Source organism: Neptunitalea chrysea (assembly GCF_027924145.1).
GTDB classification, from domain to species: Bacteria; Bacteroidota; Bacteroidia; order Flavobacteriales; family Flavobacteriaceae; genus Neptunitalea; species Neptunitalea chrysea.
In genome coordinates, this window is record NZ_BRVP01000002.1 from 111,237 (window position 1) to 127,960 (window position 16,724).

The 16,724-nt window shown below is 35.2% G+C and carries 13 protein-coding genes; 3 read left to right on the plus strand and 10 right to left on the minus strand.

The window, feature by feature from the left end:
* Nucleotides 1–74 precede the first annotated feature (74 nt).
* Nucleotides 75–1,322 carry a DUF2264 domain-containing protein gene (locus NBRC110019_RS01550; protein WP_281751633.1) on the plus strand — a complete coding sequence of 416 codons (1,248 nt, stop codon included), beginning with the start codon at nucleotides 75–77 and terminating at the stop codon, nucleotides 1,320–1,322.
* A 27-nt stretch (nucleotides 1,323–1,349) separates the two neighbouring features.
* On the plus strand, nucleotides 1,350–2,564 hold the full coding sequence (locus NBRC110019_RS01555) for an AGE family epimerase/isomerase (RefSeq protein ID WP_281751635.1): 1,215 nt from the start codon (nucleotides 1,350–1,352) through the stop codon (nucleotides 2,562–2,564).
* A gap of 537 nt (nucleotides 2,565–3,101) precedes the next feature.
* Here NBRC110019_RS01555 and NBRC110019_RS01560 read toward each other — a convergent pair.
* From NBRC110019_RS01560 to mce, 10 genes are all read right to left on the minus strand, one after another.
* The gene (locus tag NBRC110019_RS01560; protein ID WP_281751637.1) at nucleotides 3,102–3,887 is read right to left on the minus strand and encodes a gluconate 5-dehydrogenase; all 786 of its coding nucleotides are present in this window, start codon (nucleotides 3,885–3,887) and stop codon (nucleotides 3,102–3,104) included.
* A gap of 317 nt (nucleotides 3,888–4,204) precedes the next feature.
* A complete protein-coding gene (locus NBRC110019_RS01565) occupies nucleotides 4,205–5,842 on the minus strand; it encodes an FAD-dependent oxidoreductase (RefSeq protein ID WP_281751638.1) in 1,638 nt (545 codons plus the stop codon).
* Between the two features lie 221 nt (nucleotides 5,843–6,063).
* Complete coding sequence (scpA, locus tag NBRC110019_RS01570) at nucleotides 6,064–8,214, minus strand: methylmalonyl-CoA mutase (RefSeq protein ID WP_281751888.1); 2,151 nt, start codon at nucleotides 8,212–8,214, stop codon at nucleotides 6,064–6,066.
* 20 nt (nucleotides 8,215–8,234) lie between these two features.
* Nucleotides 8,235–10,043: a methylmalonyl-CoA mutase family protein gene (locus tag NBRC110019_RS01575; RefSeq protein ID WP_281751640.1), complete on the minus strand. Its 1,809-nt coding sequence runs from the start codon at nucleotides 10,041–10,043 to the stop codon at nucleotides 8,235–8,237.
* A gap of 35 nt (nucleotides 10,044–10,078) precedes the next feature.
* Nucleotides 10,079–11,389 carry an acetyl-CoA hydrolase/transferase family protein gene (locus NBRC110019_RS01580; RefSeq protein ID WP_281751642.1) on the minus strand — a complete coding sequence of 437 codons (1,311 nt, stop codon included), beginning with the start codon at nucleotides 11,387–11,389 and terminating at the stop codon, nucleotides 10,079–10,081.
* Between the two features lie 16 nt (nucleotides 11,390–11,405).
* Nucleotides 11,406–12,692: a sodium ion-translocating decarboxylase subunit beta gene (locus NBRC110019_RS01585; protein WP_281751644.1), complete on the minus strand. Its 1,287-nt coding sequence runs from the start codon at nucleotides 12,690–12,692 to the stop codon at nucleotides 11,406–11,408.
* Between the two features lie 45 nt (nucleotides 12,693–12,737).
* Nucleotides 12,738–13,157 carry a biotin/lipoyl-containing protein gene (locus NBRC110019_RS01590; RefSeq protein WP_281751646.1) on the minus strand — a complete coding sequence of 140 codons (420 nt, stop codon included), beginning with the start codon at nucleotides 13,155–13,157 and terminating at the stop codon, nucleotides 12,738–12,740.
* Between the two features lies 1 nt (nucleotide 13,158).
* Nucleotides 13,159–13,515 carry an OadG family transporter subunit gene (locus NBRC110019_RS01595; protein WP_281751647.1) on the minus strand — a complete coding sequence of 119 codons (357 nt, stop codon included), beginning with the start codon at nucleotides 13,513–13,515 and terminating at the stop codon, nucleotides 13,159–13,161.
* 11 nt (nucleotides 13,516–13,526) lie between these two features.
* A complete protein-coding gene (locus tag NBRC110019_RS01600) occupies nucleotides 13,527–15,089 on the minus strand; it encodes an acyl-CoA carboxylase subunit beta (RefSeq protein WP_281751649.1) in 1,563 nt (520 codons plus the stop codon).
* 44 nt (nucleotides 15,090–15,133) lie between these two features.
* Nucleotides 15,134–15,541 carry a methylmalonyl-CoA epimerase gene (gene mce, locus NBRC110019_RS01605; protein WP_281751652.1) on the minus strand — a complete coding sequence of 136 codons (408 nt, stop codon included), beginning with the start codon at nucleotides 15,539–15,541 and terminating at the stop codon, nucleotides 15,134–15,136.
* 158 nt (nucleotides 15,542–15,699) lie between these two features.
* On the opposite strand from mce, the gene meaB reads away from it, so the two are divergent.
* A complete protein-coding gene (gene meaB / locus NBRC110019_RS01610; RefSeq protein ID WP_281751654.1) occupies nucleotides 15,700–16,713 on the plus strand; it encodes a methylmalonyl Co-A mutase-associated GTPase MeaB in 1,014 nt (337 codons plus the stop codon).
* Nucleotides 16,714–16,724 lie beyond the last annotated feature (11 nt).

A 16,724-nucleotide genomic window follows, 5' to 3' on the forward strand; every position in this document is an offset into this window, starting at 1 on the left:
TTTCTTAGTTATTAATAGTTATTATAGCAGTATAATTTTAAATTTGTTATAAATCTAATGTAATCGATGTATCAATGAAATTCAGACTAACCTTTCTCTTATTAACTATAACGTTTTCAATGTATGCTCAAGAAATCACCTCGTCTAATAAAAGAAATGAGCTTTTACAGGATTTACTTAAAATCTGCGCTCCGGTACTTAATAATTTAGCTGAAGATAATTTAAGGAAAAATATGCCTGTAGAAAAGGCAGATCATCCTTATGGAGGTAGAGAAGAGGTGATACATTTAGAAGCGGTTGGAAGAACTTTAGCGGGAATAGCTCCTTGGTTAGAACTGGGACCTGATAATACATCAGAAGGAAAATTGAGAAAAAAATATAGTACTCTTGCGGTGAAAGGAATAACGAATGCGGTAAACCCTGAGGCTAATGATTATTTAAATTTTTCAGGAGAGGGTCAGCCTCTAGTGGATGCTGCTTTTTTTGCGGAAGCATTGATTAGGGCTCCACATAGTTTGTGGGATAATTTGGATGAGATAACCCAAGCGAGAGTTTTAACCGAATTAAAGAAAACCAGAAAAACGTCACCACCTTATATGAACTGGTTGCTTTTTAGTGCCATGATTGAAGCGGCTATTTTTAAGTTTGGAGGAGAAGCAGATTTGGTACGTATAGAATATGCTTTAATGAAGCACGATGAATGGTACTTAGGTGATGGAGTGTATGGTGACGGACCAAATTTTCATTGGGACTATTATAATAGCTATGTGATACAACCTATGATCTTGGATATTCTCTCTGTATTAAAGCAAGAGGAATTAGCTTTACAAAATTATAGATATAAAGACAAATTTATAACCAACAGTTATGTGTTCTTAGAACGAGCACAACGTTATGCAGAGGTTCAGGAACGTTTGATTGCTCCTGACGGTACGTACCCTCCAATAGGTAGATCACTTGCTTATCGTTTTGGGGTTTTTCAATCGTTATCTCAAATAGCGTTATTAGAGAAACTTCCTGAAACTATAAAACCTGCTCAAGTTAGAGAGGCGCTTTACACAGTTATTACAAATCAATTAAAACCAGCTGATACTTTTGACAATGATGGATGGTTAACCATTGGTTTTTATGGTCATCAAAGGTCTATTGCTGAACCTTATATTACTACAGGAAGTTTGTATTTATGCACTACTGCTTTTTTGGTATTAGGGTTACCTGAAAATGCCCCTTTCTGGAAGGAAAAGGCTGAAGATTGGACGCAAAAAAAGATATGGACAGGAGGGAAGGCAACTATAGATCATGCATATTCACCAAGTCATTAATAAACTTAACAAACTAAAGAATATAGAATGAAAAAACTATTCCTATGCGTAGCATTAATTTCAATAATTTCTTGTAATAATAAACAGGAAAAAAAAGAAGTAAATGATGTGACAGGGTTACAAACAACAATAGACACTACCTTACAATTGGCCAAAGCACAATATGAGTATATGTCTACAGAAGTAACATCTGGCAGATTTCCAAAAACATATCATGAAGATTCAGATACCTTTGAGACAAGTAATTCTGGTTGGTGGTGTAGTGGATTTTATCCAGGAACCATGTTATACATCAACGAGGAATATCCTTCAAGTATACTAAAAGAGGCTATTAAAAGTTCGTTGAATGATCTTAAAAAAGAAGAGTTTAATACGTCTACACATGATCTTGGATTTATGATGTATTGTAGTTTTGGAAATGCACAGCAATTTGAAAAAGAAGCTTCTTATGAGACTATTTTAATGAATAGTGCAAAATCGTTAGCTACACGTTATAACGATACTGTAAAAGCCATTCGTTCCTGGGATAGTGCCCCATGGAATAAGGCTAGTGATGATGATTTAGTGGTAATTATAGATAATATGATGAATTTAGAGTTACTATTTTGGGCTTCTGAACATAGTGGAGATCAGAAGTACTATGATATTGCTGTAAATCATGGGAATATAACAATGGCTCATCATTTTAGACCTGATTATAGTTCATATCATGAAGTGATTTATGATGAACATACCGGTGATGTTAAAGCACAAATTACCAATCAAGGCGCTGCAGATGACTCTTCGTGGGCGCGTGGTCAAGGTTGGGGATTGTATGGTTATACTGTAATGTATAGAGCAACTAAAAACCCTAAGTACTTAGCGCAAGCACAGCACATTGCGGACTATATTTTACATCATCCTAATTTACCGAAAGATAAAATTCCATATTGGGATTTTAATGCACCTAATATACCAAATGCATTGAGAGATTCTTCGGCAGCTTCGTTAATAGCATCTGCTCTAATAGAGTTAAGTAGCTATTCTAATGAAGAAAAGTCTAAGGAATATATGGCTAATGCAACTACTATTTTAACGAATTTGCTAAGCCCTAAGTACCTTGCAAAGGTAGGTGAGAATGGTGGTTTTTTATTAAAGCATGGTGTTGGAAATATGCCTAATCATACAGAGATAAATACACCTTTAACTTATGGAGATTATTATTTGGTAGAAGCGATGATACGCTATAAAAATAAAGTGTAGCATTAATATATTTAAAAAGTCACCGTAACCTGTACACAACTAAAATAGACTTGCGGAAGTTATGTGTACAGGTGTAGGTAACCAAGTTTGAGGAGAAACATACATCTCATTACTTGGGTTAAATGATGTGCTATATCAAATCAAAGTTTTTTAATATAAAAGTCATTAAACAACAGTGTTTCATCTTTTAGATTTTCTTTATCCTTTAAACTACGGTAAATACCCCATTTAGGTCTTAACAATGTAGCATTGGTTTTCCACATTCTAATCTCTTTATTGGTATAGTCTGCAATGATTGAATTGTTTTCCAGATTTTTAATTTCTAATGAATAAGAAGCCTACACTATGAAAAGGAAAAAAATCTTATTTTTTTCATAATAATAATTGAAAAAATTGATTAGCAACAGCTATAAAACGTACTTTAATTATTATTACAATGGTTTTGGTGGTATGAAGATTATTAGAAATGAGAAAAGAATCATTTTAATGAATATCAAAATGATTCTTTTTAACGGATAGATAAATGATGGAATGTAATTATTTTTCGTTAGATGGTTTTCCGATAGTGGCTAGAATACCACCGTCTACGTAGACCACCTGACCGTTTACAAAGTTGCTGGCATCTGATGCAAGGTAAATGGCTGTACCTGCTAAATCTTCCGGATTTCCCCATCGACCTTCTGGTGTTCTATTAATAATGAATTCATTAAACGGATGACCATCTACACGGATAGGTTCTGTTTGTGCAGTAGCAAAATATCCTGGGCCAATACCATTTACTTGAATATTGTGTCTGGCCCATTCTGTTGCTAAGTTTTTGGTCAGCATTTTTAAACCTCCTTTAGCGGCTGCATAGGCACTTACATTGTCTCTTCCTAATTCGCTCATCATAGAGCACATGTTTATAATTTTACCAGATTTTCTTTTAATCATGTCTTTGGCAACATATTTAGACATAATAAAAGGACCTACTAAATCTACATCAATAACTTTTCTGAAATCGTTTACATCCATATCTACAGCCATTTGACGCATAATAATACCAGCATTGTTTACCAGAATGTCTATTTTTCCGTGAGCTGCAAGAATGGTATTTATATTTTCTTCTACTTCTTTTTCACTAGTAACATCAAATAGATAAGGTGTAGCTTTAAAACCTTTACTAGTATATTGTTCTATAGCATTCGCCAGTTTTTCTTCAAAAATATCTGTTATTATTAATTCGGCTCCTGCTTCTGCAAGTCCGTTAGCTATAGCCATTCCCAAACCGTGAGTACCACCGGTAACAATAGCTGTTTTTCCCTTTAAATTAAATAAATTCATATCTGTATTTTATTGTTCGTTAAAAAATAATGTTTGCTATTTGTTTGTCAGATATGCTGTTAACTTTATTCAGAGAACTTACTTTATAAGCATATTTTTAAGGAGGAAGATTTAATTTTTTAAAGAGTATCATATGATTGTTATTTTAAATAAACACTATATTCTTTTAAAGGATGATAGATTGTTTTTCTGAGGTTTAAAATAGGTTAGTTTTTTGCAAATTCATATGATGAATATCAGTAAGATGAGAAGTTTTTAAAAAATAAACCCAAAGAGTATCTAACTCTTTGGGTTTGTAAAAAGGAAAAATGTATTAGTTAATACATATTCTTCCAGGCATTAAATCCACCAGCTAAATTGTAAATATTTTTAAACCCGTTTTGCGCTAGTATTAAAGAAGACAAATAACCTCTCAATCCTTTAGCACAGTATACTAATATCGGTTTATCTTTAGATAGTTCATCTAAACGGTTTCTAAGATCGTCTAAAGGAATGTTGGTAGCTCTTTCTATAGAACCGTTGTTGTGTAGCTCACCAGGGTTTCTAACATCTAATATGGTTAAATCTTTGGTTTCATTAATTAACGTTTTTGCTGCTGTAACATTTACTTCTTCATAGTTTCCTTTATTCCCATTTTCAGCAACATACCCAACCACCACGACAGGGTCTTTCGCTGGAGAGTAAGGAGGAGCATAGGCTAAATCTAAACGGGGTAAATCATGAATAGTAAGCTTGGCATAAATAGCTGTAGAAAGCACATCTACACGTTTGTCAACACCACTTTCACCAATCATTTCAGCACCCAACACCGTTCCTTTTTCAGGATCGTAGTATATTTCTAAAAATATATCTTTAGGGTCAGGATAGAAACCGGGAGTTGTACCAGTAATAATCATAGATGATTTATAAGGGATATTTTTACGATCTAAATCTTTACTACCCAATCCGGTTCTTGCAATGGTGTAGTCAAACAATTTCATTATAGCAGTACCATATCCACCCATAAATGTTTCATTTGCACCGGCGGCATTTGCACCAGCAACACGTCCGGCTTTGTTAGAATGTGTACCCATTGGGAACCATCCGTAATTTCCTGTTAGCATATTAGGGATAGATGCACAATCTCCTGCCGCATAAATGTTAGGAAGTGAAGTTTCCATACGTTCATTTACAATAAGTGCACCATTTGGTAAACTGTTAGCTCCTTTAGATACAAACATTTCGGTATTCGGTTTTACACTAATACTTACCATCATAAAGTCGGTAAAGAATTTTTCACCGTTGCTTAATAGAATTTCCTGAGTAGCCGGATCTACAGCTTTCACCGAAGTTCCTAATTTTAAATCAATTCCGTTTTTTAATAATTCATTGGCTGCCATTTGAGCAAATTTCATGTTCCAATTGGCAAGTACCTGAGTACTCAATTCAATTACGGTCACTTTTTTCCCTGCATGAACAAGATTTTCAGCAGTTTCCAAACCAATTAAACCAGCGCCAACAATAGTAATATGTTCAGAGTTTTCAATAACTCCCCTTTTCATTATTTTGTCAAAATCTTCAATGGTTTTGGCAAAAGCCCAATTCTCAAAATTTTGAACATTTTCAATAGGAGGTAAGAAGGCACTTCCGCCAGTAGCTACAATTAATTTGTCATAACTGTACGATCCATTTCTGGTATACACCAATTGTGCATTAGTATCCACGTCTATTACCGGTTCATTTAAGTGTAGATCAACACCAAATCTTTTTTTAAGTAATTCGGGTTGTACTACCATTAATTTGTCTCTGGTTTTTATCTTACCCGACATAGCGTAGGGGATACCACAGGTAGCGTAACTTATATGTTCGGTTTTTTCAAATAGTATAATTTCAGCGTTTTCATCAGTTCTTCTTGCTTTAGCGGCTGCAGAGGGGCCGGCAGATAGCCCTCCGATAATGATTATTTTAGTACTCATAACAGTTTATAAATTACTACATCATATATTTTAAAACCATTTGTAATATGGCCTATTAATGTATTTTATTAGTTGCATCTAAGGTACTAAATACGTACTGCTGCCATAGTAACAATAGTTACAGTTAATGGTACTTTTTAGCAAAAAAAATGATCTCGTAAGCAATTACGAGATCATTTCATTAACGAATTAGTTAAAAGTATTAAATCTAAACTAGATGACTATTTTTCGTTTTCGGTAACCATTAATTTTTTCATCATGGTTTGTGCACAGATTGGTATAATAGAACCTGGCCCAAATACTTCAAAGATACCTCTATCATATAAGTATTGGTAATCTTGACGTGGAATAACACCTCCGGCAAATACCAAGATGTCTTCTCTTCCAAGTTTTTTAAGTTCTTCTACCAATTTAGGAATTAATGTTTTGTGACCACCTGCTAGTGATGAAGCACCTACGAAATCCACATCATTTTCGGCAGCCTGGCGTGCTACTTCTTCTGGTGTTTGGAATAAGGGACCCATATCTACATCAAATCCCATATCTGCATAAGAAGAAGCAATTACCTTGGCACCACGGTCATGACCATCTTGTCCCATTTTGGCAATCATAACTCTAGGTCTACGACCTACTTCTTCAGCAAATTGATCTGTTAACTGTCTTACTTTTTGGAATTCAACATCGTTACCTGTTTCTTGTGAATACACACCTGAAATTGTTTTAACAATAGCTTTATGTCTACCAAAATGTTTTTCCATGGCGTCAGAAATCTCTCCTAATGAAGCTCTTTCTCTTGCTGCTTTAACGGCTAACTCTAATAAATTACCTTCACCTGTTCTAGCACATTCCGTAAGGGCTTCTAAAGCTGCATTTACGGCTTCATTGTTTCTTTCTGCACGTAGTTTTTGTAAACGTGCTACCTGACTAACTCTAACGGCAGTGTTATCTACCTCTAGTACTTCGATATCAGATTCTTCGTTTATTTTGTATTTGTTAACACCTACTAAAATATCTCTACCAGAGTCAATACGTGCTTGTTTTCTTGCAGAAGCCTCTTCAATACGTAATTTAGGTAAACCTGTTTCAATAGCTTTAGCCATACCACCAAGTTCTTCGATTTCCTGAATGTGTTTCCAGGCTTTATCAATTAACTCATTGGTTAAATATTCTACGTAGTAACTACCAGCCCATGGATCTACCACTTTTGTCATGTTAGTTTCATCTTGCAGATATAACTGGGTATTTCTAGCAATACGAGCAGAGAAGTCTGTTGGTAGTGCAATGGCTTCATCTAATGCGTTGGTGTGTAAACTTTGTGTATGACCACAAGCAGCAGCCATGGCTTCAATACAAGTACGACCAACGTTGTTATAAGGATCTGCTTCGCTTAAACTCCATCCACTGGTTTGTGAGTGAGTTCTTAAAGCCATTGACTTTGGATTTTTAGGATTAAATTGTTTTACAATTTTAGCCCAAAGTACTCTAGCAGCGCGCATTTTAGCAATTTCCATAAAGTGGTTCATACCTACAGCCCAGAAGAAGGATAGACGAGGGGCAAACTCATCAATAGTTAATCCTGCTTCTATACCGGTACGTAAGTATTCAAGTCCGTCTGCTAAAGTATATGCTAACTCAATATCTGCGGTAGCACCTGCTTCTTGCATATGGTAACCAGAGATAGAAATAGAGTTAAACCTTGGCATATTTTTACTGGTGAATTTAAAGATGTCTCCAATAATTTTCATCGAAGGTTTAGGAGGGTAGATATACGTATTTCTAACCATAAACTCTTTTAAGATGTCATTCTGGATGGTACCACTTAATTGGTCCATAGAAACTCCTTGCTCTTCAGCAGCTAAAATATAGAATGCCATTACCGGAATAACAGCCCCGTTCATTGTCATAGATACAGACATCTTATCTAACGGTATATCATCAAATAAAACTTTCATATCTAAGATGGAGTCAATAGCAACCCCTGCTTTCCCTACATCACCTTCAACTCTAGGGTGATCTGAGTCGTATCCACGGTGAGTTGGAAGGTCAAATGCAACAGAAAGTCCTTTTTGACCTGCTGCAAGATTACGTTTGTAAAATGCATTGGATTCTTCAGCAGTTGAGAAACCGGCATATTGACGTATCGTCCATGGACGGCTTGCATACATGGTTGAATATGGTCCTCTTAAGAAAGGAGGTAACCCTGCTGCATATCCAAGATGTGCAGCATTTTCAATATCGCTTTTATTAAACGAGTCTTTTACGGGTATTTGTTCTGCTGTAAGCCATGCATCTTTGTCTTTGGTAGTAGGTTTTTTAGGCCCTTCTTTTACAGCTGATTTATAATTTATGTTGGTGAAATCTGGTCTTTTCATCATTGCAAAGTTTTAGATGTTTAAAAGAGCATTTTCTGATACTCACTTAATGCTTCTATGGCATTAATTTTTACATGTACAAAAGAGTCTACTCCGGCAGTTTGTAATTTTTCAACAATTTCTGCTGGCCAACCGGCTAAAACTAATTTTTTACCGGGCGCTTTTTCTTTAAAGATAGTTGCAAATGTTTCTGCATTTGCTTCATAATCTGGGTCAGATGCACACATTACTATGATATCTCCCTCACTTTCTGCAGCCGAAGTGGCGGCAGCTTCAATATTGTCAAAAAGGAATTCTCCAAGTATATTAAATCCGGCAATGCCGAAGAATTCTGCAGCAAAGGTGGCTCTGGCTTTTCTCATGGCCAAATTACCAAAGCATGCTAAGTATACTTTTGGAATAAATCCTGTTTTTTCAAAATGTTTAACCGTTGTAAGGCGTAATGTATCAAAAGCATTGGTTGCTCTTTGTGGATGTAAAAGAGCAGTATCTTTAGAGACTTTCTCAACTTCTTTCACAGAAATTTTTTCAGTTAGATTTGGATATTTATTAGTTCCTACAAAAACTTTTTTTCTAGAAGTAATATCTTTTTCTTTCTGATTTTTACTCTTATTAATCAGGCCTGTGATAAAGCCTTCTTCAAAAGCTTTTACAAAACCATTTTTAACTTCAACTTCTTTGAACAAAGAAAGTGCATTTTCAGCCAAACTTTCAGTAAGTGTTTCTAGATAGTATGAACCTGCAGCAGGATCTACTACTTTATCGAAGTAGGCTTCCTTTTTTAATAGGTTAGAGATGTTTAAGGCTATTCTATGACTAAAATCGCTTACTTTCTGGTAACTGCTATTGTGTGGCTGAATTAACAAGGCGTCGCAACCACCAAGTAGTGCCGACATAGCTTCCGTTGTGTTTCTTAACATGTTCACATTTGGATCAAAAAGAGATTTTGTCCAAAGTCCGCTTGAAGAAAGAATTTTAACGTTAGTATTTTCTACTCCGTAAGAACTTGCAATAGTTTGATATAACAATCTGATAGCTCTGATTTTACTTATTTCAAAGAAATAGTCACCACCAATAGCCAAATTAAATAATGTATTATTTAATACATCTGCTGCAGAAAGTTCTGATTTTTCAGTAACCTGCGTAATATAATCTACCAATTTGTTGAAAACAAAAGCGATTTCCTGAGTAGCATTAGCACCACTATCTGCAAAGGCATGTGACCTTATGGTTACTCCATAAAATTCTGGTGCTTTTGATGCAACTGCTACTACCTTAGCAAACTCTTTAAAATCTAGAGGAGTACCATTGGTAATAAAATCTTCAATAACGTCTGATTGATAAAAACCTTTAAGAGTATTGAGCCCTACATTTTGAGATAAACAATAATTAAAATAGTTTTCTAAAAATGTAGCGTTTGGTTTTTCAGTTTTAAACGAAATATTTAGTTCGCCTAAATTTAAACCACTTAATAAGGCTTCTAAATTGGTTTGCTCAGGATTTTTAAGTTCAAATAAAATACCTGTAGCATCAAAGTGTAACATTTTATGAGCAAGCTTATTAGCTTCGGTTTCATCTACTACCTCTATTTCTAAATAGCTTGTCCAATTACGTTCTCCTGATTTCTGATACTCAAAAATATCAGAAGCAAGTTCTTTGTTTTCAGTGTCTTCTTGTGTATAAAATGGTTGTACAGAAATTCCTTCATAGGTTTTCCATACAAGTCTTCTGTCAAAATCGGCACCTTTAAGATCTACAATGGCTTTTTGTTTCCATTCTTCTTTACTTACCGGTGGGAAAGTTTTTAATAAATCAAGTTCCTTTTCCATGATTGATTTAAATTAGTATTATAACTCCCTTGTTGTTAATTATAATCAACAACAAGGTTATTAAATGAAACGAAACTATTACCAAAACGTTCGTGGGCTGTACGATCTAGTTCTTCTCTAGCATCTGGGTGAGCAACATCAATTAACGCTTTAGCACGCTGTGCTAGGTTTTTACCTTTAAGTTCAGCTACACCAAACTCAGTAACAACATACTGAACGTGAGCTCTTGTAGTTACTACCCCTGCACCAGTTTTAAGAACAGGTACAATTTTAGAAACTCCTTTTTGAGTAATAGAGGGTAGCGCACAAATAGCTTTACCTCCTTTAGATAATGCAGCACCACGCATAAAGTCCATTTGCCCTCCAACGCCTGAGTACATTCTGGTACCAATACTATCGGCACAAATTTGTCCGGTAATATCTACCTCAATAGCCGAGTTAATAGCAATTGCTTTTGGATTTTGACGAATTACTGCGGTATCGTTTACAAAGGCAATATCCATCATCCAAACTTCTGGGTTATCATCCATGAAATCGTATAATTTACGAGATCCCATAGCAAAACCAGAAACTATTTTGTTTGGTAAAACTGCCTTTTTAGAACCGTTAACAACACCTTTTTCAATTAAAGGTAAAATACCTTCGGAGAACATTTCGGTGTGAATGCCAAGGTCTTTATGGTTTGTTAAACAAGATAATACTGCGTTCGGAATACCTCCAATACCCATTTGTAAAGTAGATCCGTCTTCAATCATATTACCAATGTGATTACCTATAAGTTGTTCCTGATCTGTAGGAGCTCCTGGTACAAGTTCATATAATGGTTCGTCTACTTCAACACAAGCATCAAATGTATCGATATGTAAAATACCATCCCCCATAGTACGAGGTACATGAGGATTAATTTGTGCAATAACTATTTTGGCAGATTCTAAACCACCAATCATTACATCTACAGATACTCCTAAAGAGCAGTATCCGTGTTTATCTGGTGGTGAAACATTAATTAAAGCAACATCAATAGGTAGAATACCACTTCTAAATAAGTGAGGAATATCACTTAAGAAAACGGGGTTGTATTGTGCATATCCTTCCTGAACAGCTTTTCTAATGTTACCTCCCATAAAGAAGCAACTTGTTTTAAAGCTATCAGCATATTGTGGAAGGGTATAGTCAATATATCCTTCGGTATGAATATGAACAATTTCTACATCTCTTAGTTCAGAGGCTCTGCCAACCATTGCTTTAAGTAACGTTTGTGGAGTGGCAGCCGCAGCTTGTACTAGCACACGGTCTCCTGATTTTATTAATTTTACGGCTTCTTCAGCTGTTTTGTAATTTCTCATAATTCTAAGTTTTTTATTATCCTAAAAAGCTTAATAATATACCTGCCGCAACGGCACTACCAATAACACCTGATACGTTTGGTGCCATAGCATGCATAAGCAAGTAGTTGTTTTTATCGTATTTTAATCCTTCTACATGTACAACACGAGCACTATCTGGCACAGCAGATACACCAGCAGCACCAATAAGCGGATTCAGTTTATTTTCTCCCTTCAAGAATAGGTTCATGAATTTAGCAAATAGTAACCCTCCAATAGTTGCAATAACAAAAGAGATAGCTCCTAAACCAAATATTTTCATAGAATCCACTGTTAAGAATACGTCGGCTTGTGTTGAAGCCCCAACGGTAACTCCTAATAAAATAGTAACGATGTCAATAAGTTTGGTTCTTGCAGTTTCTGCTAAACGTTCTGTATGTCCTGATTCTTTAAGAATGTTTCCGAAGAATAGCATCCCTAATAAAGGTAAAGCAGAAGGAGAAATAAAGGTGGTTAATAATAGACCTATGATAGGGAATATCAACTTCTCTTTTTTAGAAACTACTCTAGGTGGTTTCATTTTAATAACTCTTTCTTTTTTGCTAGTTAAGAGTCTCATAATAGGAGGTTGAATTACCGGAACCAATGCCATGTAACTATAGGCTGCAATAGCAATTGGACCAATAAGGTTTTGAGAACCATTTAACCCGTTGGCTAGTTTAGAAGATAGGAAGATAGCTGTAGGACCATCTGCACCCCCAATAATACCAATAGCTCCAGATTCTTGAAGAGAGAACCCTAAAGCAATTGCACCAATAAACGTTAAGAAAACACCTATTTGAGCAGCTGCTCCTAAAAGCATTAATTTTGGATTAGAGAGTAGGGAAGAGAAGTCTGTCATAGCACCAATTCCTAAGAATATCAATGGTGGATATATACCTTTTACTACACCAAAATATAGATAGTTTAATACTGAACCAGTTTCGTAGATACCTATTTGGTTACCCGCTACAAACGGAATATTACCAATAAGGATACCTGTTCCAATAGGTATTAAAAGTAAAGGTTCATAATCATAATTCACAGCCAGAAATATGAAAAACAAACCAACAACTATCATGATTAAATGCGCAAAAGTAATATTGGCAAACCCGGTGTAACTTAGAAAAATTCCAATACCGTCTATAGCCTGTTGTATGAGGGAGCCTTCAGCACCAGTAATTACATTGGTGCTTGCTACCTGAGCGATGGCGAATCCTGTTATAAAAAATAACAAGAAGCCAATCACTAATTTATTGTATGTTCTTTTTTTACTTAATAACATAATCTTAAATTTTTAAATTCGGTCATCATGTACGCTAACGGTTTATTAACCAATTTCTAATAAAGTGTCACCTTGAAGTACACTACCATTAGGTTGTACAAGAACCGATTTAATAACACCTGATGATTCTGCTTGAATGGTGTTTTCCATTTTCATTGCTTCTAAAATTATCAGGTCATCTCCGGTTTTAACAGAATCACCTTCCTTAACACATATTTTAAGGATGGTTCCTGGTAGTGGAGCCGTAATTTTTTGAGCCGATGAAGTGGCTTTTAATTGAGTTACTTTAGGAGCGGGCTTAACCTCTGATCTTACAAGACGTGGAGTTTTAGAAGTTTTTACTTCGTTTTCTAGTTCTACCTCATAGGTAGTACCATTAACTTCCATTTTAATAGTGTTTTTTTCCGCTTCTTTTATATGAACGTTGTATTTATTTCCGTTTATATTTAAATTATATTTTTTCATCTTATTTATTATTAAAGCGATGAGTTACATAAATCTTACTACTCCAAGGGGAGTAATTTTTGGCTACAGAATTAATCGTCACAATGGCATTTTCTTGGTCATGTGCTTCTTCTAAAAATAAATAAACAGCTGTAGATACAGCGGCAATTTGTTCACCAGAAGTATAACTCTCTGTTGTTTCTGTAGTGGAATCAGCGGTTGTCTGAACTTGCTTTTTAGGTTTTTTATCAAATGCTTCGTATACTTTTGGCATTAGTGTAAACAATAAAAACAGTACCAATAGTGCTAGGAAAACGATAAACATTCCTACTAGCAAAATGACAAACCCTTCTTCCATGTTTGCATTTAAAAACATCATAATTTACTAGTTTATAGAGGTATATTTGAGTGTTTTTTAGGAGGATTCACCTCTTTTTTAGTAGCTAAGGATTCTAATGCTCTGATGATTCTAAAACGAGAGTTTCTTGGCTCTATGATATCGTCAATAAATCCGTATTTAGCTGCTAAGTATGGGTTCGCAAATTTTTCAGAATATTCATTTTCTTTTTTCTCTATAAACTCTGCTTTTTCCTGAGGACTTTCAATAGAAGCAAGGGCTTTACCTTCTAATACTTCAATTGCTCCTTTTGCACCCATTACTGCAATTTCTGCTGTTGGCCATGCATAGTTAAGGTCACCTCTTAATTGTTTGCAGCTCATTACATCATGTGCTCCTCCGTAAGATTTACGTAGTGTAATAGTAACTTTTGGTACAGTAGCTTCACCATAAGCATAAAGTAACTTAGCTCCGTGGATAATAATACCACCATATTCTTGTTTACTACCCGGTAAGAAACCTGGAACATCTACAAAGGTTACTAATGGAATATTAAATGCGTCACAAAAACGTACAAAACGGGCAGCTTTACGTGAGGCATCAATATCTAGAACTCCTGCTAAGTATTTTGGTTGGTTAGCTACAACACCAACAGGACGTCCGTTATATCTGGCAAAACCAATAACAATATTCTTGGCATAATTTCTTTGTACTTCTAAGAACTCACCGTAGTCAGTAGTAGCAGAAATAACGTCTATAATATCGTATGGTTTGTTAGGATTTTCTGGTATAATTTCGTTTAATGAATTTTCTAACCTATCAATAGCGTCAGAACATTCAATTACCGGTGGATCTTCTAGGTTATTTTGTGGTAGGTAACTCATTAACTTACGTATTAATAGTAATCCTTCTTCCTCTGTACTGCTAAGGAAGTGAGATACCCCTGATTTAGAAGCGTGAATGTTTGCACCACCAAGGTTTTCGGTAGAAATAACTTCTCCTGTAACTGTTTGTACCACTTTAGGTCCGGTAACAAACATGTAAGAAGTATTTTCAGTCATGGCAATAAAGTCGGTAAGCGCTGGAGAGTATACAGCACCACCAGCACAAGGACCAAAAATGGCTGATATTTGTGGAATAACTCCTGATGCCATAATGTTTCTTTGGAAGATTTCGGCATATCCTGCCAATGATCTTACACCTTCCTGAATACGGGCTCCGCCTGAGTCATTTAACCCAATCACAGGAGCTCCTACTTTCATAGCTTGATCTAGAATTTTACAAACTTTATTCGCAAAGGTTTCAGATAAAGATCCTCCAAATACAGTAAAGTCTTGACTAAATACAAAAACGACTCTACCATCAATGGTACCTCTACCGGTTACAACCCCATCAGAATAATACTTTTGTTTTTCTAAACCAAAAGAGTGTGATCTGTGTGTAACAAACATATCATACTCTTCAAAGCTGTCATCATCAAGCAAATACTCAATACGCTCACGTGCAGTAAGCTTACCTTTGTTGTGCTGGGCATCAATTCTTTTTTGTCCACCACCAAGTCTTGCTTGTTCTCGTTTATCGACGAGTTCTTTAATTTTAATACTTGTAACTGACATATTATGGTGTTTATAATGTTATGTTATATGTTAAATGTTAATTTTTATTCTTTTTTTTCACATAGTTCGGTAAGTACACCATGTGTTGATTTAGGGTGAAGAAATGCTATGTGTAAGCCTTCAGCTCCTTTTCTAGGAGTTTTGTCAATAAGTTGAACATTTTTACTAGCCGCATCAGCTAATTGATTTTCTAAATTATTAACAGCGAATGCGATGTGATGGATACCTTCACCTTTTTTCTCTATATAACGACCAATAGGTCCATCTGGAGAGGTACTTTCTAATAGCTCAATTTTAGTTTGACCGATCATAAAAAAAGCAGTTTTTACTTTTTGATCTGCCACTTCTTCTACAGAGTAGCATTTAAGTCCAAGAACGTTTTCGTAATATGCAGTTGCTTCTTCAATATTTTTAACTGCAATACCGATGTGTTCAATATAATTTAAATCCATAATTAGATATTTTGAAAAATTATTGTAGTTTCGAAAGGAATTTAACCTTAGTGTTTTTTAGTCAATTAATTATTGTTTTTTTTATCTATTCAAATTTTGGTCTAAAAAATCAAAAAAAACCTGTTTAATGTCATGTTTTATTAAGGAATTTTGTCATCATGAAAGTTAAATTCAAGAGCAAAAGGCTCACAATCAAAGAGTATACTGATGGTATACTAGATAAGAATAGAGTAATTTTAAGCCAAGCAATTACCCTTGTGGAAAGTAAATTAACTAAGGATAATGAACTGGCTGAAGAGGTAATAAATACCATTATACCATATGCCGGAAACTCACTAAGAATAGGTATTACAGGAGTTCCGGGAGTAGGGAAGAGTACTTTTATTGAGGCTTTTGGAAAACATTTAACGGCTCTCGGTAAGAAGGTTGCAGTGCTTACTATTGACCCTTCTAGTCAACGCACAAAAGGAAGTATTCTTGGAGATAAAACTCGAATGGAATTACTTGCCAATGATCCAGACGCATATGTTAGGCCTTCTGCAAGTGGCTCTACGCTAGGTGGAATTCATTCAAAAACGCGCGAAACTATTTTGTTATGCGAAGCTGCTGGTTTTGATGTTATTATAATTGAAACAGTTGGAGTAGGGCAGAGTGAAACATCGGTTAAAGGATTGGTAGATTTCTTCTTGTTGTTAATGCTTTATAATGCTGGGGATGAACTGCAAGGTATTAAAAGGGGGATTATGGAAATGGCCGATGCCATAGCCATAAATAAAGTGGATGGTGATAATATGAGAAAGGGACAGTTAGCCAAAAGGCAATATCAAAATGCACTTCATATGTTTCCTCCAAACCCTAATGGTTGGGTACCTACCGTTGTAACTTGTTCTGCTTTAACAAACGATGGTGTGGCTGGTATATGGAAAGTTATTACGGATTACAAGCAACAATTGAAGGAGAATGGTTTCTTTGAAGACAACAGAAAGCAACAGAATCTTAACTGGATGGAAGAAACGATTAAATATCATTTAGAAACAGATTTCTATGAACATCCGGAAGTAAAGGAAGAAATGAAGAATATGAGAGACCTAGTTGTTAATGAAAAAGCCCCTGCTATTACTGTAGCAAAACAGTTGTTAGCATTGTATCATAAAACAGATGCTAATAAATAATAGATTTTAGT